This is a genomic window from Pseudoclavibacter helvolus, from assembly GCF_014191305.1.
Lineage (GTDB): Bacteria > Actinomycetota > Actinomycetes > Actinomycetales > Microbacteriaceae > Pseudoclavibacter > Pseudoclavibacter helvolus.
Genome location: NZ_JACHWJ010000004.1, coordinates 312,784 through 330,649 on the forward strand (window position 1 = coordinate 312,784; position 17,866 = coordinate 330,649).

The window sequence follows — 17,866 nt, forward strand, 5'->3', positions numbered from 1 at the left end:
ACCGACTTCACACGAAAGAGAATGACGAATGCCTAAGCCCAACAAGGGTCCTCGCCTCGGAGGCGGCCCCGCACACGAGCGCCTCATGCTCGCTACGCTCGCGGCGCAGCTGTACACGCACAAGCGCATCCAGACGACGGAGACGAAGGCCAAGCGCCTCCGCCCGCTCGCTGAGCGCCTGATCACGTTCGCGAAGCGCGGCGACATCCACGCGCGCCGTCGCGTGCTGCAGATCGTGACCGACAAGACCGTCGTGCACGAGCTCTTCACGGAGATCGCACCGCAGATGGAAGGTCGCGATGGCGGGTACACCCGCATCATCAAGACCGGCTACCGCAAGGGCGACAACGCCCCCATGGCAGTCATCGAGCTCGTCCTCGAGCCCGTCACCCCGAAGGCTTCTGCAGTGAAGACCGCGACCGCCGCGGCACCCGCTGAGCCCGAGGTCGCCGAGGTCGCGGCAGACGAGGTCGACGCAGCTGCTGGCGACACCGAGGCTTCCGAGCCCACGGTCGACGGTGGCACGCAGCCTTCCGAGGCAGCCGACGCGGCAGAAGCTGCTGAGTCGGACGCCGACGAGAAGGCCGACGACGCCAAGTAGTCGAACCTGACACCCGAAGCCCCCGAGCAATCCAACGGACTGCTCGGGGGCTTCGTCGTGTCGCTGGCTTCGTTGTTTCGCTGAAAATCAGGCTCTGGTAGGGAAGGATGTGCACATGGGGCATGGACGAAGCACGGCACGGTTCCGTCTGGACATCGCCTACGACGGGACTGCCTTCAGCGGGTGGGCCGCACAGCCAGAGCTGCGCACCGTCCAAGGCGCACTCGAAGACGCGATACGACTCGTCGCCCGTGACCTCCCGCCAGGGCCGCTCCTCACCGTGGCAGGGCGAACCGACGCCGGGGTCCACGCCGCGGCGCAGGTCGCTCACCTCGACCTCGATGACCTCGCCCTCGAGAACGTGCGACGTCGGTCAACCGACGACGTCGCAGACATCCTGCTCCGCCGAACCAACGGCGTGCTCGGTCGCGACAGCGACGTCGTCCTCTCGCGTGTATCGCAGGCCCCGGCCGGCTTCGACGCGCGCTTCTCCGCCGTCTCGCGAAGCTACGAGTTCCGGATCGCGGACCGACTCACGCCGCCGAATCCCATCGAGCGGCACAGAACCGCCGTCGTCACCCGCACCCTCGACCCCGCGCTGATGCAATCAGCGGCTGACAAGCTCATCGGCCTCCACGACTTTGCGGGTTTCTGCAGGCCGCGCCCGCACTCGACGACGATCCGCACCCTGCAGCGGTTCGACTGGATGAGAGACGAGCACGGTGTTCTCGTGGCGAAGCTCGAGGCGGATGCCTTCTGCCATTCGATGGTTAGGTCCCTGGTCGGGATGTGTGCCGAGGTCGGGGCCGGGCGCATCCGGCTCGCCGATGTGCAAGTCCTGCTCCAAGCCGCCGAGCGCAGCAGTGCCTTCCCGGTCCTTTCGGCACGGGGTCTGACGCTCACCGGCGTCGGGTACCCCGCCGACCACGAACTTCTGGGGCGCCAGCAGATCACCAGGGCCCAGCGACCCGCGCTCCGCCTCGTTGAGCCACTGTCGGGTCCGACGGCGATCGAGGCAGGATCTACACCTCTCGACTGATTCACAGGATGGGTGTAGCAGTCAGACTGGAGGCATGGTCGACTTCCTCAGCTACGCCGCGCTGGCATTGCCTGTCGTCGTGTTCATCCTGCTCAGCCTGACAGCGAAGCTCTGGCCGCGTGCCACCACCACGGGAGCCTGGGTCGCACTCGGAGTCGCCCTGCTTGTCGCCGCGTACGGCGCGCTGAGCGCGATGATTCCGACGCTCGACCCGACGGCCCCAGACATCTTCCTCGGATCATTCTTCTTCTCTGCCTCGCTCATCGCCGGGGGAGTCGGCACGATGCTCATCGTGGGAGTGTTCGGTGCGGCTGCCCGGTTCAGAACGATCCGTGCACGACGCCTTGCCGCCATTTCGCTGTGATATTGCGCACACGCTGTTGCTGACGTAAGCTACTCAAGTTGTCTGCACTTCGGTGTCGGCTTCGAAGTTGAGCCCTCGACTGTGACGTTCGTGGCTGAGCCTCCCCGGGACCTGGTTCTCGGAGCCTCCTCCGCAACCATCACGACAGAGCGGGATTCACGACCTCCTCATTTCGACGAAAGGTGCACATTCATGCGCACGTACACACCAAAGGGCGGTGACATCACCCATGACTGGGTGGTCATCGACGCGACTGATGTCGTTCTCGGCCGTCTCGCAACCCACGCGGCAGCTCTGCTCCGCGGCAAGCACAAGGCAACCTTCGCTCAGCACGTTGACATGGGTGACTTCGTCATCGTCATCAACGCTGAGAAGGTCGCGCTGACGGGCTCCAAGCTTCAGAAGAAGCTCGCCTACCGCCACTCGGGTTACCCGGGCGGCCTCACGGCGACCTCCTACACGGAGATGCTCGAGAAGCACCCGACGCGCGCCGTTGAGAAGGCGATCCGCGGCATGCTCCCCAAGAACACGCTCGGACGCGACCAGCTCAAGAAGCTCAAGGTCTACGCAGGTGCTGAGCACCCGCATGCAGCCCAGCAGCCGAAGCCGTACGTCTTCGACCAGGTTGCCCAGTAGCGGCCCGAGCTAGGAAAGAGAACACAGTGGCAACCATTGCAGAGTCCATCGAGCAGCCGCAGAGCTACTCGACCGAAACCCCAGAGGCAGAGGCAGCCGTTCAGGCTCCTCGTCCGGCGCTCACCGTTCCCGGTGCAGCCGTCGGCCGTCGCAAGCAGGCAATCGCCCGCGTGCGCCTCGTCCCGGGAACCGGCACCATCACGGTCAACGGCCGCGACATCGCCGACTACTTCCCGAACAAGCTGCACCAGCAGCTGATCAACGACCCGTTCACGATCCTGAGCCTCGGTGGCGCGTACGACGTCATCGCGCGCATCTCGGGTGGCGGACCCTCGGGTCAGGCCGGCGCACTCCGCCTCGGCATCGCACGCGCTCTCAACGAGATCGACCGCGAGAACAACCGCCCGGAGCTCAAGAAGGCCGGCTTCCTCTCTCGTGACGCTCGCGTCAAGGAGCGCAAGAAGGCCGGACTCAAGAAGGCCCGTAAGGCGCCTCAGTACTCCAAGCGCTAAGTCCAGACATTTCGAATGCCTAGGCTTTTCGGAACGGACGGGGTTCGTGGGCTTGCGAACGACCACCTCACGGTCGAGCTTGCCCTCAGCCTCGCCCAGGCCGCTGCCATCGTGCTCGCGACATCTGCTCGCGAGCACGGGCGGCGGCCTCGTGCTGTTTTAGCCCGCGATCCGCGGGTCTCAGGTGAATTCATCTCGGCCGCCGTCGCAGCCGGGCTCGCCTCATCCGGTGTTGACGTGCTCGACGCCGGAGTCATCCCGACGCCGGCAGCGGCGTTTCTGACGGCGGAGATCGGTGCCGACTTCGGCGTCATGATCTCTGCCTCGCACAACCCGGCTCCGGACAACGGGATCAAGTTCTTCGCTCGCGGCGGGCGCAAGCTGGCCGACGATCTCGAGAACCAGATCGAGGCGCTCCTCGGTGGCGAGAAGCTCACGCCCACTGGTGCGGGTGTCGGCAGCATCGAGCGATTCGCCGATGCCGAAGACCGCTACGCCCTGCACCTGCTGCGGAGCCTGCCGCTCCGTGAGGACGGCACTTCGCCTCTTCGCGGACTGCATGTTGTGCTCGACTGCGCTCACGGCGCGGCGGCCGGGGTGTCGCCAGAGGTCTTCACAGATGCGGGCGCGCAGGTCACGGTTATAGGCAATGCGCCGAATGGGCTCAACATCAACGAGGGTGTCGGTTCGACGCACCTCGGTGAGCTGGCCCGCACCGTCACGGAGCTCGGTGCCGATCTCGGCATCGCCCACGACGGTGACGCGGACAGGTGCCTCGCGATCGATGCTGACGGGAACGTCGTCGATGGTGACCAGATCATGGCGATCCTCGCGGTCTCCATGCGCAGGCGCGGAGCGCTCCGCGAGGACACGCTCGTCGCAACCGTCATGTCGAACCTCGGCCTCAAGATCGCGATGCGCGAGGCTGGTATCCGCATGATCGAGACCAAGGTCGGCGACCGTTACGTGCTCGAGGAACTCAACGAGCGTGGCCTTGCCCTTGGCGGGGAGCAGTCGGGGCACGTCATCCTCACCGACTACGCGACGACGGGTGACGGCATCCTGACGGGGCTGCACATCGCGGCCGAGATGCGGCGCACGGGCAAGACCCTGGCCGAGCTCGCTTCCGTGATGCGCGTGTACCCGCAGGTGCTCATCAACGTGCCAGGCGTGCGCAAGGAAGACTGCGCCAGCGACGAACCGTTGCAGGCTGCAGTCGCCCAGGTCGCGAGTGAGCTCGGCGAGACCGGTCGAGTGCTGTTGCGCCCCTCGGGGACCGAGCCGCTCGTTCGCGTGATGATCGAGGCGGGGGAGCAGGAAACCGCGCAACGCCACGCCGAAGCGCTCGCCGCTGTCGTGCGTGAGCGTCTCGCGCTCTGAAGAAGACTTCGCGGACCGAATCCAAGAACGGGGTTCTGCTACACCAGTCCCTGGTGTAGCGGAACCCCGTTCTCGTTCTGCGGGAGACACCTTGCATGCTCAGCTTGGCGGCGGGCACCCTCAGGAAGCATTTCGCGAGGTGAGCTCATCCCAGTGTGCGATCAAAACAAACACCGAGGCAAAGTTTTGGTGACAATCTCGCATCTGGGGCTTCCCGCGTGGATATGCTCAACACGCGGAAATCCCGCCAATCCTAAGGAGCTCTCCATGATCGAACGCAAGATCACCGTCGCCTCGGAGCACGGCCTTCACGCACGTCCCGCAGCGATCTTCGTGCAGGCAGCAACCGAAGCCGGCGTCCCTGTCACGATCGCAAAGGGCGACAAGAGCGTCAACGCGGCCAGCATCCTCGGAGTGCTCTCGCTTGGCGTTTCCAAGGGAGACGAGATCACCCTTTCCGTTGATGGCGACGAAGCTGTCGCCGACCAGCTCGTGGCGCTCCTGGAGACCGACCACGACGCTTGAGCCGCTGCGCGCACTCACGGCCGCTCGGCCAATTCTTGAAATCCGGGAACGGTCGCACTGACCCTTCCCCTCCTATCCCCGCGCATGGGGATTGCTTGGAGCAACAATGACTGCAGAAGCCACTACGGCAACCCAGCAGAAGGGCGCCCGCGTCGGGGTCCAGCGCTTCGGTGCCTTCCTCTCCGGCATGGTCATGCCGAATATCCCGGCGTTCATCGCCTGGGGCCTCATCACATCCCTGTTCATCCAGACCGGATGGTTGAACGAACTGTTCCCTGGCGGCGCCGAGATCTGGTCGCAGCTCGGCGGCTGGGCGCTCACGGAAGACGGTGAAGCGCCAACCGGCCTTGTCGGGCCGATGATCACGTACCTCCTTCCGCTCCTGATCGCCTTCCAGGGCGGAAAGATGATCTACGACACGCGCGGCGGTGTCGTCGGTGCGATCGCCACGATGGGCGTCATCGTGGGCGCAGGCATCCCGATGTTCATCGGTGCCATGATCATGGGGCCACTCGCGGCCTGGGTCATGAAGAAGGTCGACAGCATCTGGGATGGCAAGATCCGTGCCGGCTTCGAGATGCTCGTCAACAACTTCTCGGCAGGCATCCTCGCGATGATCCTGGCTATCGCCGGATTCTTCACGATCGCTCCGATCATCACGTGGCTCACCGAGCGTCTGGGTGAGGGCGTCGACTTCCTGGTCGAGGCTGGACTCCTGCCTCTCGCGAGCATCCTCATCGAGCCCGCGAAGATCCTCTTCCTCAACAACGCGATCAACCAGGGTGTGCTCACGCCACTTGGCGTCGCGCAGTCTGAGGAAGCCGGCAAGAGCATCCTGTTCCTGCTCGAGGCGAACCCGGGCCCCGGACTCGGCCTGCTTCTCGCGTTCTGCTTCTTCGGTGTCGGCGTCGCACGCGCCAGCGCTCCTGGCGCAGTCATCATCCAGTTCTTCGGCGGCATCCACGAGATCTACTTCCCGTACGTGCTCGCCAAGCCTGCTCTGATTCTCGCCGTGATCGGTGGTGGCGCAACTGGCGTTCTCACGAACGTCATCTTCCAGTCGGGCCTCGTGGCTCCCGCCTCGCCCGGATCGATCTTCGCGATCCTCATCATGACCGCGCAGGGAAGCCACCTCGGTGTCATCCTCTCGGTCATCCTCTCTGCGGCGGTCACGTTCGCCATCGCAGCGGCCATCCTCCTCGCCTCGCGCAAGAAGGACCTCGCTGCAGAGGCGTCCGGAGCCAACAGCTTCGCCGACGCGGTTGCGCAGACCGAGGCCAACAAGGGCAAGAAGTCCGACGCGCTCTCGGGCCTCGCGACGCAGGCGTCTGGTGGTCTCGCGACCGACACGCGCCAGATCACGAACATCGTGTTCGCGTGCGATGCCGGAATGGGTTCGAGCGCCATGGGCGCCTCGGTGCTTCGCAACAAGATCAAGAAGGCCGGAATCGAGGGCGTGACGGTGAAGAACGTCTCCATCGCGAACCTCGACAACACGCCGGACCTGATCGTCACTCACCAGGACCTCACGGACCGGGCGAAGCTCAAGTCCCCAGAAGCCATCCACGTCTCCGTGGAAAACTTCATGAACAGCCCCCGGTACGAAGAAGTCGTGGCTCGACTCTCCAACCGCTGAGCTGCTGGAGAATCGGACACCCAACGAAAGGAACCCTGAAGTGGCAGACGTACTGAGCCTTGACAGCATCCGTCTCGGCGGAACCGCGCGCACGCGCGAAGAAGCCATCACGGAGGCGGGTGAGCTGCTTGTCGCGGCTGGCGCCGTGACGCAGGACTACATCCAGGCGATGCACGATCGCGAGCAGAGCGTCTCGACGTTCATGGGCAACTACCTCGCCATCCCGCACGGAACGAACGAAGCCAAGGACACCATCCTGGGCTCCGCGCTCTCCGTCGTGCGGTACGACGAGCCGATCGACTGGGGCGGAAACGAGACCCGCTTCGTCATCGGTATCGCCGGCAAGGACGGCGGCCACCTCGAGATCCTCTCGAGCGTCGCAATCGTGTTCAGCGATGAGGACAATGTGGAGGCTCTCCTCAAGGCGGAGACACCGGAGGAGCTCGCGCAGCTCCTCGGGGACGTGAACGAGTAATGAAGGCAGTTCACATCGGAGCAGGCAACATCGGGCGCGGCTTCATCGGGCTTGTCCTGCATGAAGCCGGGTACGAGGTCGTCTACGCCGACGTCAACGCCGACCTGATCGGTGCGCTTCAGGCCGTCGACACCTACACGGTGCACGAGGTCGGACCGGCAGCCAAGAGCCACGTCGTGGATCGCTTTCGGGCGATCAACTCGGCGACGCACGAGGACGACGTCGTGCAGGAGATCGCAACTGCAGACATCGTCACGTGTGCCGTCGGGCCGAACGTGCTCCGCTTCATCGCGCCCGTCATCCGCAAGGGCCTCGCGGCCCGCGCGGCTGACGCGCCGAAGCTGGCCGTCATGGCGTGCGAGAACGCGATCGGTGCCTCCGACACACTGAAGGGGCTTGTCCTCGACGGTGCTGAGGAGCTTGCGGACCGTGCTGTCTTCGCCAACACGGCCGTCGACCGCATCGTTCCGGAGCAGGCTGTGGAAGGTGTCGACGTCACCGTCGAGGACTTCTTCGAGTGGACGATCGACCGGACGCCGTTCGACGGCGCCGAGCCGAGCATCCCGAATGCCCACTTCGTGGACGACCTCAACCCGTACATCGAGCGCAAGCTCTTCACGGTGAACACGGGCCACGCGACGATCGCCTACCACGGCTTCGTCGCGGGCGCCTCGAACATGCAGGATGCGCTTGCGCTTCCCGCGGTCGCGGCGGAGGTCGAAGCGGTGCTCGGCGAGACGAGCCGAGTACTCGTGTCGCAGTTCGGGTTCTCGGAGGACGACCACGCTGAGTACGTCGCGACGACGCTCTCGCGGTTCGCGAACCGGGACTTGCCCGACCAGCCCGCACGCGTCGGCCGCCAGCCGCTGCGCAAGCTCTCGGCGAAGGAGCGCTTCGTGCGCCCCGCGTCGGAAGCCGCAGCAGCTGGTCTGCCGTACGACGCGCTCGTGCGAGCCATCGGAGCTGCGCTTCGGTTCGACTTCGAGGGCGACCAGGAGAGCGTCGAACTTCAGCAGAAGCTCGCGACGCTCGACGCTGAGACGTTCACTCGCGAGGTCACCGGCCTCGAGAGCGGTGCGCTCTTCGCCGCCGTCGTCGCAGAGGTCGAGCAGGCGCAGGCGGCACGCACCGCCGCCTAGGGTCCGCACCAATCACTGCAGGAAGCCCCTCCCGAGTTCGCTCGGGAGGGGCTTCCTGCCGTCTGTTGCCCGGACGCTCGCCGGATGACGCTGGCCGGATGACGCTGGGGTGGCGTCGGTTGGCCGGTCAGTCTCGGGATGGGTTCCTCATCTCGGGATGGGGAGCAAGCCATCCCGAGATGAGGAACCCATCCCGAGTCGAGCGGATGGGGCAATCGCCCCGCCGCGAGGTGTCAGGATGCGTTCGCTACCTCGGGATGGGTTTCGCGCTTCGGGATGGCTTGCAACCCATCCGGAAGTGAGGAACCCATCCGGAGTCGGGCGGATGGGCGGATGCGCGCGCCGAAGACCCCGGGGCTCCGACCGTCAGACCTTGCGGAGGAGGACGCTGCGCACCGTGTGGTCGCTGGCCTTGCGCAGCACCAGCTGTGCGCGCGACCGGGTCGGCATGACGTTCTCGCGTAGATTCGGGCCGTTGATGCGGGACCAGATGCTGCGAGCGTGCTCGAGCGCCTCGTCCGTGCTCAGATCGGCGAAGCGCCTGAAGTACGAGCGCGGGTTCGTGAACGCACCCCGCTGCAGCGACAGGAAGCGCTGCTCGTACCAGCGAGCGATGTCTTCGGAACGCGCGTCGACGTAGATCGAGAAGTCAAACATGTCGCTCACCGCGAGCGAGTGCGCCCGAGGTGGCTGGAGGACGTTGAGGCCCTCGACGATGAGGACGTCTGGCCGATTCACGACGATCTCCGCGTCCGGGACGATGTCGTAGCTCAGGTGCGAGTAGAACGGGGCCCGCGCCTCCGCGGCGCCGCTCTTGACCTTCGTGATGAAGCGCAGCAGCGCCCTCTGGTCGTAGGACTCCGGGAAGCCCTTGCGCTCCATGAGTCCGCGGCGTTCGAGTTCCGCGTTCGGGTACAGGAAGCCGTCGGTCGTGACGAGCTCGACCCTGGGGGTGTCCTCCCAGCGGCGGAGGAGCTCACGCAGCAGTCGGGACACGGTCGACTTGCCGACGGCAACAGAGCCGGCCACGCCGATGACAAACGGGGTGGATGCGCTGCGCTCGCCGAGGAATCCGCTCGTGGCGCGGTGCAGTGAGCGCGCGTTCGAGACGTACAGGTTGATGAGGCGCGAGAGCGGCACGTAGACGTCGCGGACTTCATCGAGGTCGAGGTGGTCGCCGAGCCCGCGGAGCCTGATGAGATCGGATTCGTCGAGCGACATCGGCGTGGAGGGGGCGAGGTCGGCCCAGTCCTGGCGGAGGATCTCGACGAAGGGCGAGTCTCCTCCGCTGCGCGGAATCTGACCAGTTGCGGACATAGAACGCGAGTCTAGTGCGGTGTCCGGCCTCGCATGAGCGGTGCCCCTAAGATGGCCCGTATGTGCGGAATTGTTGGTTACGTTGGTCCACGAGAGAGCCTCGACATCCTGATGGGCGGCCTCGCAAGACTTGAGTACCGGGGGTACGACTCCGCTGGTGTCGCGGTCATCGATGACGAGGGGCAGATCGAGACTCGCAAGCGCGCGGGCAAGCTGAAGGTGTTGCGCGAAGATCTCGAGCGCCACCCGCTGGCCGACGGCCACACGGGCATCGGGCACACGAGGTGGGCGACGCACGGCGGCCCCACGGACGCGAACGCGCACCCTCACCTCGCTGACGACGGCAAGCTCGCCGTCATTCACAACGGCATCATCGAGAACTTCGCCGAGCTCAAGGCCGAGCTGGTTGAGCTGGGCTACACCTTCCAGTCCGAGACCGACACGGAGGTCGCGGCCGTCATGATCGGCCACGTCTACCGCGAGGTCGGTAGCCTCGAGCAGGCGTTCCGAGCGGTCGTGCGCCGCCTCGACGGCGCCTTCACGCTGCTCGCGGTGCACGCAAACGAGCCAGGCCTCGTTGTCGGCGCGCGTCTCAACTCCCCGCTTGTCATCGGTCTCGGCGAGGGCGAGAACTTCCTCGGCTCCGACGTCGCAGCGTTCGTCGAGTACACGCCTCGCGCGCTGGCCGTCGGCCAGGAGCAGATCGTGCTCGTGCGTCCAGACTCGGTCGAGATCACCACCTTCGACGGTGAGCCGGCCACGGCTGAGGCATTCGAGGTCTCGTGGGATGCGTCCGCCGCCGAGAAGGGCGGCTGGCCGAGCTTCATGGCCAAGGAGATCGATGAGGACCCGGAGGCCGTGGCGAACACGCTCCGTGGCCGCATCGTCGAGGGCCGCGTGCACCTGCCCGACCTCGATTCGCTCGGGGATGACTTCTTCAACGACATCCACCGCATCATCATCGTCGCCTGTGGAACTGCCGCGTACTCGGCCCAGGTTGGCGCGTACGCCATGGAGAAGTGGGCCCGAGTGCCCGTGCAGGTCGAGCTGGCACACGAGTTCCGCTACCGCGACCCTGTCCTCGATTCCCGCACGCTCATCGTCTCGATGAGCCAGTCGGGCGAGACCATGGATACCCTCATGGCGGTCCGCTACGCCATGTCGCGCGGTGCGAAGACGCTCTCGATCTGCAACACGCAGGGTGCGACCATCCCGCGCGAATCCGACGCGGTCGTCTACACGCACGCTGGCCCAGAAGTGGCCGTCGCGTCGACGAAGGCGTTCCTCGCTCAGATCACGGCGCTCTACTTGCTTGGCATCTACACGGCCACTGTGCGCGGCACGATGACCGACGAGCGTCGTGAGGAGCTCTTGACCGAGTTCCAGACCATCCCAGAGAAGGTTCGTACCGTGCTCGGCGTTCGTGAGCGCATCCACGAGCTCGCGAACTGGATGGCAGACACCCGTTCGGTGCTCTACCTGGGCCGCAACGTCGGCTACCCGATCGCGCTCGAAGGCGCGCTCAAGCTCAAGGAGATCGCGTACATCCACGCTGAGGGCTTCGCCGCCGGTGAGCTGAAGCACGGCCCGATCGCGCTCATCGAGCCAGGTCAGCCGGTCTTCGTCATCGTGCCGAGCCCTCGCCACGACGACACGCTGCACCCGAAGATCGTCTCCAACATTCAGGAGATCCGAGCACGCGGTGCCCGCGTCCTCGCGATCTGCGAGCTCGGCGACGCGGCGGTCCTGCCGTATGCGGACGAGGTCATCGCGGTTCCGCCGACCGAGCCCTTCTTCGAGCCGCTCCTTGCAGTCGTGCCGCTGCAGATCTTCGCGATCGAGCTTGCGACGGCGAAGGGTCTCGACGTGGACCAGCCGCGCAACCTGGCGAAGTCCGTCACCGTCGAGTAGTAGAGCGTGATCGTCGGGATCGGAGTCGACACTGTGGAGCTCGCGCGATTCGCGCGGGCTCTGCAGCGTGCACCTCGTCTGCGCGAACGCCTCTTCACTCCGGCGGAGCGCGAACGATCGCTCGCGTCCCTCGGCGCGCGATTCGCTGCGCGCGAGGCGGCCGTGAAGGCGCTCGGCGGAATCGGGTCGCTCAGCTTCCTCGACTTCGAGGTTGAGAGCGGCCCGGCAGGGCGTCCGGAGTTCGCCCTGACGCCTGCGCTCCGCGCGCACCTGGCAGCTGTCGGGGTCGACCACCTGCACCTGTCGCTGACCCACGAGCGAACGACGGCAACCGCGTTTGTCATCGCCGAGCGGGCCGCTCCCGCGGGGTCTCGCTCGTGAGCGGGCCCCGTATCGACGTCGACCTCGACGCCGTCCGTGCCAACGTGCGAGCCGTGGCGGAACTCACTGGCACGCCGCTCCTCGCCGTCGTCAAGGCGAACGCCTACGGGCACGGCGCAAGCCAGGTGGCCAGGGCCGCTCTCGAGGGCGGCGCGGAGCGTCTCGGCGTCGTCGACCTCCGCGAGGCTCTTGCGCTTCGCGCGGACGGCTTCACGGAACCGATCCTGACGTGGATGCACGGGGCCCGCACCGACTGGCTCGCCGCTCTGGACGCGGACATCGAGCTTGGTATCTCGTCGCTTGCGCAGCTCGAGCTTCTCGACATCGGGTTGGGGCGGCTGGAGCACTCCGACCATTCCGTGGTTGTGCACCTCAAGCTCGATACGGGCCTCGGCCGCAATGGCATCAGCGCGATCGAGTGGGAATCGGCCTTCACGAAGGCGGCCGAACTCGAGGCGCGAGGGCTCATCCGACTTGAGGGGCTGTTCAGCCATCTCGCCGGTGCCGGAGCGGCGGAGGACGCCGCCCAGCTGGCGTCATTCAAGCGCGCACTCGAGCTGGCTGCTCGCTGCGGCTTGACTACTTCTGTCCGCCACCTCGCAGCCACGGCGGGGTCGATGTCGCTGCCCGAGTCGCGCTTTGACCTCGTCCGCCTCGGAGTCTCCCTCTACGGGCTTTCCCCGTTCTCGGCGGGTACTGAGTGCCCTGTGGTGTTGCATCCGGCGCTCTCGCTGAGCGCGCCTATCCGCGAAGACCCGCGAGGGTTCAGGGTCGACCTCGGCCAGGCCGTCGGCCTGCCGCCGGTTGCTGCGGGCTCCGTCGAGCTCCTCGACGACACCGGGGCCGCGTGGCGTGTGGCATCCGTCGACTCCCTCGAGCTGCGAATCGAGCCCCTCGAGGGTGCCGCTGCTGCGTCCTCCCGACTCGATCAAAGCGAGGAACAGCCCCGCCTGCTGGTCATCGACGCTGCCGGCTCGGCAAGCGCTGACACGTGGGCGGCAGCAGCCGGGACCATCAACTACGAAGTCGTCACGCGGCTCAGCACGCGCATTCCTCGGCACTACTCTGGCGTCACCGCGCCGAGGGGGATGGGTCTGGCGCACGCGCCGGCGCAGCGCGACGGCTGCGAGCTCGCGCTTGCGCCGCGCCGCGAGCTCACCGTCGACGTGGAGCTGCTGCGGACCCGCATGGGCGAGCGAGCTCGCGAGCTTGCAGGGGCACTTGCCGCAGGCATGGGGGCCCGCCACGCGGCCAGGGCCTTCAGTGTCGACGTCTCCGCGGACGCCTACGGGCACGGCGCCCACCTCGTGGCCGGATTGGCGCTCGAGTACGGGCTGCTCCCTCTCGTCGCCACGAAAGCCGACCTGGAGCACGTGGGTGAGGCGGACCGGCGTGCCACGCTTGTCGACCACGAGCGAACCAGCGACGCGGCGAGCCGTGCGGTCTACGGCTTCCACGACCCGAACGCGAGAGTCACGGTCTCCCTCACGAGCGAGCTCGCACACGTCAAGCGGGTAACGGCTGGACACGGAGTCTCGTACGGCTACGACTGGATCGCTGAAGAGCCGACGACGCTCGGGCTCGTTCCGCTTGGTTACGCCGATGCGATTCCGCGCCGGGTGGCTGGCCGAGGCGAAGTTGTTGTCGGCGGCGAGCGGAGGCCCATCATCGGGCGTGTCGCGATGGATCAGGTGGTCATCGACCTCCAGGACCAGGAGGCCTGGATCGGCATGCCGGTCTCGGTCTTCGGTTCGGAACCGCGCGACATCCACCTGCGTGAATGGGCCTCCTGGTCTGGCCTGGAGCCGCAGGCCTTCGTCGCCGCCTTCGGGCCGCGGATCGTGCGCCGGGAGCGGCACGCAGAATGAGAGGCGGGTTCTGATGAGGGATGAGACGACACCCGGTACTTCCGTCGAGCTCGCGACTGCCGACGACATGGTTCGGGCGGGCGAGCTCATCGGCGCGCAGCTGGCGGCAGGAGACGTCCTCGTGCTGACGGGACCGCTCGGCGCTGGCAAGACCACGTTCGCGCGCGGACTCGGCGCCGCTCTCGGGGTGAGAGGCCCGGTAACGAGTCCCACGTTCGTGCTGGCCCGGACACATCCGTCGTTGGTCGGCGGCCCTGAGCTCATCCACGTCGACGCTTATCGCCTCGGAGACCCGGCGGAGCTCGACGACCTCGGCCTCGACCTTGGCGCGAGCGTGACGGTCGTGGAGTGGGGGAGTGAAGCCGTTCCGCTCATCACCGATCGCTGGCTCGAGGTCACGATCGACCGGTCGACGGCGCTGGCGACGTCTGTAGGAGACGACGAGGGCCCAGCCGACCAAGGGCTCGAGGACGACGACGAGCCGCTCGACCCACGTCGCCTGACGCTCACCGCGACGGGCGTCTTCGACCGGCCGCTGGAAGCATCGCTAGGGCGGGCGCTACGGGCAGAGTTCGGCCCCTCGCCCGCGTAGAATCGCTCCCATGCTCTTAGCGATCGATACGTCAGCTGGCACGGATGTCGCGATCGTCACCCCGCACGGCCGTGTGTTGGCAGAACGACGCAGCGCGGACACTAGGCACCACGCCGAGGCTGTCGGCGGCGCGATCGCGGAGGTGCTCGCGGATGCTGGGCTCTCGCCGCAGCACATCTCTCAGGTTGTCGGCGGCATGGGCCCCGGCCCGTTCACGGGCCTCCGGGTGGGCGTCGCCGCGGCGCGGACGTTCGCGTTTGCACGTGGCGTGCGCTTCATCGCCATGCCGAGCCACGACGCGGCCGCCCACGAATGGCGGGCCGCGCATCCTGAGGCCGCAGGGGACCTCCTCGTCACGACCGATGCGCGGCGCGGCGAACTCGCCTGCTCTCGCTACGAGGAAGGGCTCCTCGTCGCGAGCTCCTGTGAACTGCACAGGCCGGACGCCGTCCCCGATTCCGCCAACCGCTTCGACACGAGGACGATCTCGGCGGCCCATCTTGCACTCGCCTGGCTCGACCGCGAGATCCACGGGCTCGAGGCCGAGGCCAACTCGATCATCTACCTGCGCGGCGCTGACGCCGTGCCGTCCAACGGGCCCAAGCGGGTGACGGGTTGATGCGCGTCAACCTGCGGGATGCGGTCGACGACGACATCCCCTCGATGGTTCGGCTCGACGAGGCCGCGTTCCCGCTCGACCCATGGTCGCCATCCATGCTCGCTGGTGAGGTCAAGAGCCAGCACACGCGGTACGTCGTTGTGGAGGACACTTCGACGGGCGAGATCCTCGCGGCCGCGGGGGTCATGGCGCTCCAAGGTGGCGGCGAGGCCGACGTTCAGACGATCGCCGTCGACGAGCGCCTGCGGCGAGGAGGCTGGGCCACTCGAATGCTGGCGGAGCTGTTCGCCTGGGCTGAGTCGCGCGGCGCGAAGCAAGTGTTCCTCGAGGTGCGCGAGAACGGCGAGGCAGCGCGCTCCCTGTACTCGGGCCTCGGGTTCGAGGAGATCGGGCGCCGGCCCAAGTACTACCCACGAGAGGGTGTGGATGCGATCGTGATGCGAGGACAGCTTCCAGGGGTGCGAACCTCCGCTGACGCGCGAGTAGCGGCGGGTGCAACGAGGGCACCGCTCGTGCTCGGCATCGAGTCGTCCTGCGACGAAACCGGCGTCGGCATCGTTCGGGGCCGTGAGCTTCTGGCCAACGAGGTTGCCTCGTCCATGGACGAGCACGCCATCTTCGGCGGAGTTGTGCCCGAGATCGCTGCGCGCGCCCACGCCGACGCCATAGTGCCGACGATCGAAGCAGCTCTCGCGACGGCGGGAGTCAGGCTCGACGAGCTCGACGCGATTGCCGTCACGCAGGGGCCGGGTCTCGCTGGCGCGCTCATGGTCGGGACGGCCGCGGCCAAGGCCCTGCACGTGGCCACGGGCATCCCGCTCTACACCGTCAACCACCTCGTGGGCCACGTGGCGGCGGACGTGCTGCGCGACGACGTCGGGCAGCTCAAGCTGCCAGCGGTCGCGTTGCTCGTCTCAGGCGGCCACACGTCGCTGTTGCACGTTCGGGATCTCGTCGACGACGTCGAGCTGCTCGGCGAGACGATCGACGACGCCGCAGGCGAGGCCTTCGACAAGGTTGCTCGCCTGCTGCGCCTGCCGTACCCGGGCGGGCCCGAGATCGACAAGGCCGCCGCTGGTGGCGACCCGAAGGCGATCCGCTTCCCGCGCGGCCTCACGAAGCCGAAAGACCTCGAGAAGCACCGCTACGATTTCTCGTTCTCCGGCCTCAAGACCGCCGTCGCTAGGTGGGTCGAGGCAAAGGAGGACGCGGGCGAGCCCGTGCCCGTGGCGGACGTGGCCGCGAGCTTCCGCGAGGCCGTCGCCGACGTGCTCACGGCGAAGGCCGTCGCTGCCTGCACCGCGCTCGGTGTGCCGCGCCTCGTCCTCGGGGGAGGCGTGGCGGCGAACGCCCGCGTGCGCGAGCTGGCGGAGGAACGCTGCGCAGCTGCCGGTATCGAGCTCCGCATCCCACCGCTCCGACTCTGCACCGACAACGGAGCGATGATCGCCGCGGTCGGGGCGATGCTGGTCGCAGCAGGCAAGCCGCCGGCGCCGCTCGACTTCGCAGCGGACTCGACCCTGCCAGTGGCGACGCCGCAGGCATTGCACGCGGAAACAGCCATGGGGGAGCGCGCATGACCACGCCAGAGCAGCCGAAATTGCCGCCGCGGAAGCCCGTAGAGCTCCCGCCCATCGATCGCACCCCAGTGGACGACACCAGCAACGCCGCCTATTCTGCGCTCACCCCGCGCCCGCGCGCGGACATGGCTCCTTTCGAGCCGGACGCGTCTGCGGCGCCGGCGAAGTCCGCGTCCAGCAAGGGCGAGGTCGACCCGGCGGTTGCACACGTCCAGGCGACCGCAACGGCAACGGCGCCCGCCCGCCAGACGCCAGCTCCAGAGCCAACCGGCCTCGGCCTCAGCCGTGTCGCACTCGTCGCCTCCGTGGTCCTTTCGCTCGCGGCGGCCCTCGTTGCCCTCCTGCTCTCGGTATCGACAACACCCTCGCCGCTCTGGCCGCTCTACCTTGGGGCGAGCGTGGGCGCGGTTGCCGTGCTGTTGGCAGCGCTCGCTCGTCGCCACCGAGGCTGGATCATCGCGCTCGTGCTCTCGGCGGCCGTTGTCGTCGGCTGTATCGCGTTCGCTTTCGTCGTCGCCTGAACCCGGCATGCGGCGAGGGACGTCTTCGTGGTGTCGGCGAAGTCATCCTCCGGGATGACGGACCCATGGCCGGCGGTATGACGAAGCGCCAGGGTCGCCACCGTATCGTGGGGTGCATCCCAAGACCCCTCGAAAGGAGCGGACATGACCTGGTCAACACCGGATGGCTCTGGCGAGCGGATTCCCGCCCCCAGCGTGGACGCACGACCCGCTGGCGAGGTACTGGACACACGCGTTGACGGTGGCAATGTTGGCGCGCCAGGCGCGCACGCACCCCTCTTCTCGACACCGAACTACCCAGAGCCCGCTCACTCCGAGGCCCCCAACCCCGACCCTCGGTTCCAGCCCGGCGGGCCCGCGCCGACCGGCTACGGGCAGGGTTTCGCGCAGTCAGGTCAGGCGGCACAGCCGCAACACCTCGCGTACCCGGTGGTGCCCTACCTTCCTGCCCCTTACACAGCGCCACGCGCATCAGGCGCCGGAGCGCTGACACTGAGTATCGTCGCGCTCTGCCTCAGCGGTGGCTCGTTTCTCGTCGCGCTCATCCCTGTCCTCCAGTTCGTGTGGTGGATGGTCGGTATCGCCGGAATCGTCTGCGGATTCATCGCACTCCGGCGCGAGCCGCGGGGCCGCGCCCTCGCCATCACGTCGATAGTGCTCGGATTCATCTCCGTCTTCGGGTTCCTGCTCCTCATCGTCTTGGCCCTGCTCTTCTTCGGCGGAATCGGTCTCCTCGGCGGCCTCAGCTCGTACTGAGGACAGCACCAACT

At 67.0% G+C, this 17,866-nt stretch carries 19 protein-coding genes; 18 read left to right on the forward strand and 1 reads right to left on the reverse strand.

Features of this window, described 5'->3' with window-relative positions; translation table 11 throughout:
• The first annotated feature begins 28 nt into the window (after positions 1 to 28).
• The 10 genes from rplQ (at position 29) to FHX72_RS13785 (ending at position 8,307) form a co-directional block, all read left to right on the forward strand.
• Entirely contained in the window at positions 29 to 601 is a 573-nt protein-coding gene (gene rplQ / locus FHX72_RS13740; RefSeq protein WP_183625839.1) for a 50S ribosomal protein L17, read from the forward strand.
• Positions 602 to 716: 115 nt separating this feature from the next.
• Positions 717 to 1,640, forward strand: coding sequence for a tRNA pseudouridine synthase A (locus FHX72_RS13745; RefSeq protein WP_183625841.1), 924 nt, complete (start codon positions 717 to 719; stop codon positions 1,638 to 1,640).
• A gap of 34 nt (positions 1,641 to 1,674) precedes the next feature.
• Positions 1,675 to 2,004, forward strand: a complete 330-nt coding sequence (locus FHX72_RS13750; protein ID WP_068479236.1) for a hypothetical protein — start codon at positions 1,675 to 1,677, stop codon at positions 2,002 to 2,004.
• A gap of 192 nt (positions 2,005 to 2,196) precedes the next feature.
• Entirely contained in the window at positions 2,197 to 2,640 is a 444-nt protein-coding gene (gene rplM, locus FHX72_RS13755) for a 50S ribosomal protein L13 (protein WP_068479234.1), read from the forward strand.
• A 26-nt stretch (positions 2,641 to 2,666) separates the two neighbouring features.
• Positions 2,667 to 3,152, forward strand: a complete 486-nt coding sequence (gene rpsI, locus FHX72_RS13760; protein WP_082775222.1) for a 30S ribosomal protein S9 — start codon at positions 2,667 to 2,669, stop codon at positions 3,150 to 3,152.
• A 15-nt stretch (positions 3,153 to 3,167) separates the two neighbouring features.
• Positions 3,168 to 4,532, forward strand: a complete 1,365-nt coding sequence (gene glmM / locus FHX72_RS13765; protein ID WP_068479232.1) for a phosphoglucosamine mutase — start codon at positions 3,168 to 3,170, stop codon at positions 4,530 to 4,532.
• Positions 4,533 to 4,799: 267 nt separating this feature from the next.
• The gene (locus FHX72_RS13770) at positions 4,800 to 5,057 is read left to right on the forward strand and encodes an HPr family phosphocarrier protein (RefSeq protein ID WP_068479230.1); all 258 of its coding nucleotides are present in this window, start codon (positions 4,800 to 4,802) and stop codon (positions 5,055 to 5,057) included.
• A 106-nt stretch (positions 5,058 to 5,163) separates the two neighbouring features.
• Complete coding sequence (locus FHX72_RS13775; protein ID WP_183625843.1) at positions 5,164 to 6,693, forward strand: PTS mannitol transporter subunit IIBC; 1,530 nt, start codon at positions 5,164 to 5,166, stop codon at positions 6,691 to 6,693.
• Positions 6,694 to 6,733: 40 nt separating this feature from the next.
• Positions 6,734 to 7,168 (forward strand): PTS mannitol transporter subunit IIA, encoded by a 435-nt coding sequence (locus FHX72_RS13780; RefSeq protein ID WP_068479227.1) that lies wholly within the window; start codon positions 6,734 to 6,736, stop codon positions 7,166 to 7,168.
• A complete protein-coding gene (locus tag FHX72_RS13785) occupies positions 7,168 to 8,307 on the forward strand; it encodes a mannitol-1-phosphate 5-dehydrogenase (protein WP_183625845.1) in 1,140 nt (379 codons plus the stop codon). Before FHX72_RS13780 ends, FHX72_RS13785 begins: the two co-directional genes overlap by 1 nt.
• 366 nt (positions 8,308 to 8,673) lie before the next feature.
• Here FHX72_RS13785 and coaA read toward each other — a convergent pair whose 3' ends face one another.
• Positions 8,674 to 9,624, reverse strand: a complete 951-nt coding sequence (gene coaA, locus FHX72_RS13790) for a type I pantothenate kinase (RefSeq protein ID WP_068479223.1) — start codon at positions 9,622 to 9,624, stop codon at positions 8,674 to 8,676.
• A 60-nt stretch (positions 9,625 to 9,684) separates the two neighbouring features.
• Between coaA and glmS the strand changes: the two genes are divergently transcribed.
• The 8 genes from glmS (at position 9,685) to FHX72_RS13830 (ending at position 17,852) form a co-directional block, all read left to right on the forward strand.
• Entirely contained in the window at positions 9,685 to 11,535 is a 1,851-nt protein-coding gene (gene glmS / locus FHX72_RS13795; RefSeq protein ID WP_068479221.1) for a glutamine--fructose-6-phosphate transaminase (isomerizing), read from the forward strand.
• 6 nt (positions 11,536 to 11,541) lie between these two features.
• A complete protein-coding gene (locus FHX72_RS13800) occupies positions 11,542 to 11,916 on the forward strand; it encodes a holo-ACP synthase (RefSeq protein ID WP_183625847.1) in 375 nt (124 codons plus the stop codon).
• Positions 11,913 to 13,784 (forward strand): alanine racemase, encoded by a 1,872-nt coding sequence (locus FHX72_RS19775; protein ID WP_183625849.1) that lies wholly within the window; start codon positions 11,913 to 11,915, stop codon positions 13,782 to 13,784. The genes FHX72_RS13800 and FHX72_RS19775 overlap by 4 nt, the downstream gene beginning before the upstream one ends.
• Positions 13,785 to 13,797: 13 nt before the next feature.
• Positions 13,798 to 14,376 carry a tRNA (adenosine(37)-N6)-threonylcarbamoyltransferase complex ATPase subunit type 1 TsaE gene (tsaE, locus tag FHX72_RS13810; RefSeq protein ID WP_082805769.1) on the forward strand — a complete coding sequence of 193 codons (579 nt, stop codon included), beginning with the start codon at positions 13,798 to 13,800 and terminating at the stop codon, positions 14,374 to 14,376.
• 10 nt (positions 14,377 to 14,386) lie between these two features.
• On the forward strand, positions 14,387 to 14,995 hold the full coding sequence (gene tsaB, locus FHX72_RS13815; RefSeq protein ID WP_068494798.1) for a tRNA (adenosine(37)-N6)-threonylcarbamoyltransferase complex dimerization subunit type 1 TsaB: 609 nt from the start codon (positions 14,387 to 14,389) through the stop codon (positions 14,993 to 14,995).
• Complete coding sequence (gene tsaD, locus FHX72_RS13820; RefSeq protein ID WP_068494795.1) at positions 14,995 to 16,575, forward strand: tRNA (adenosine(37)-N6)-threonylcarbamoyltransferase complex transferase subunit TsaD; 1,581 nt, start codon at positions 14,995 to 14,997, stop codon at positions 16,573 to 16,575. The genes tsaB and tsaD overlap by 1 nt, the downstream gene beginning before the upstream one ends.
• Positions 16,572 to 17,096 carry a hypothetical protein gene (locus FHX72_RS13825; protein ID WP_183625851.1) on the forward strand — a complete coding sequence of 175 codons (525 nt, stop codon included), beginning with the start codon at positions 16,572 to 16,574 and terminating at the stop codon, positions 17,094 to 17,096. The genes tsaD and FHX72_RS13825 overlap by 4 nt, the downstream gene beginning before the upstream one ends.
• A 144-nt stretch (positions 17,097 to 17,240) precedes the next feature.
• Positions 17,241 to 17,852 carry a DUF4190 domain-containing protein gene (locus FHX72_RS13830; protein WP_156479781.1) on the forward strand — a complete coding sequence of 204 codons (612 nt, stop codon included), beginning with the start codon at positions 17,241 to 17,243 and terminating at the stop codon, positions 17,850 to 17,852.
• Positions 17,853 to 17,866 lie beyond the last annotated feature (14 nt).

What these genes read in the sequence shown, in the direction of transcription:
- FHX72_RS13745 (WP_183625841.1), top strand. Translation starts at nt 717, where the DNA reads ATGGGGCATGGACGAAGCACGGCACGGTTCCGTCTGGACATCGCCTAC.
- FHX72_RS13770 (WP_068479230.1), top strand. Translation starts at nt 4,800, where the DNA reads ATGATCGAACGCAAGATCACCGTCGCCTCGGAGCACGGCCTTCACGCA.
- glmM (WP_068479232.1), top strand. Translation starts at nt 3,168, where the DNA reads ATGCCTAGGCTTTTCGGAACGGACGGGGTTCGTGGGCTTGCGAACGAC.
- tsaD (WP_068494795.1), top strand. Translation starts at nt 14,995, where the DNA reads ATGCGCGTCAACCTGCGGGATGCGGTCGACGACGACATCCCCTCGATG.
- rplQ (WP_183625839.1), top strand. Translation starts at nt 29, where the DNA reads ATGCCTAAGCCCAACAAGGGTCCTCGCCTCGGAGGCGGCCCCGCACAC.
- FHX72_RS13830 (WP_156479781.1), top strand. Translation starts at nt 17,241, where the DNA reads ATGACCTGGTCAACACCGGATGGCTCTGGCGAGCGGATTCCCGCCCCC.
- FHX72_RS13825 (WP_183625851.1), top strand. Translation starts at nt 16,572, where the DNA reads ATGACCACGCCAGAGCAGCCGAAATTGCCGCCGCGGAAGCCCGTAGAG.
- FHX72_RS13785 (WP_183625845.1), top strand. Translation starts at nt 7,168, where the DNA reads ATGAAGGCAGTTCACATCGGAGCAGGCAACATCGGGCGCGGCTTCATC.
- glmS (WP_068479221.1), top strand. Translation starts at nt 9,685, where the DNA reads ATGTGCGGAATTGTTGGTTACGTTGGTCCACGAGAGAGCCTCGACATC.
- FHX72_RS13750 (WP_068479236.1), top strand. Translation starts at nt 1,675, where the DNA reads ATGGTCGACTTCCTCAGCTACGCCGCGCTGGCATTGCCTGTCGTCGTG.
- coaA (WP_068479223.1), bottom strand. Translation starts at nt 9,624, where the DNA reads ATGTCCGCAACTGGTCAGATTCCGCGCAGCGGAGGAGACTCGCCCTTC.
- tsaE (WP_082805769.1), top strand. Translation starts at nt 13,798, where the DNA reads ATGAGGGATGAGACGACACCCGGTACTTCCGTCGAGCTCGCGACTGCC.
- rplM (WP_068479234.1), top strand. Translation starts at nt 2,197, where the DNA reads ATGCGCACGTACACACCAAAGGGCGGTGACATCACCCATGACTGGGTG.
- FHX72_RS13775 (WP_183625843.1), top strand. Translation starts at nt 5,164, where the DNA reads ATGACTGCAGAAGCCACTACGGCAACCCAGCAGAAGGGCGCCCGCGTC.
- tsaB (WP_068494798.1), top strand. Translation starts at nt 14,387, where the DNA reads ATGCTCTTAGCGATCGATACGTCAGCTGGCACGGATGTCGCGATCGTC.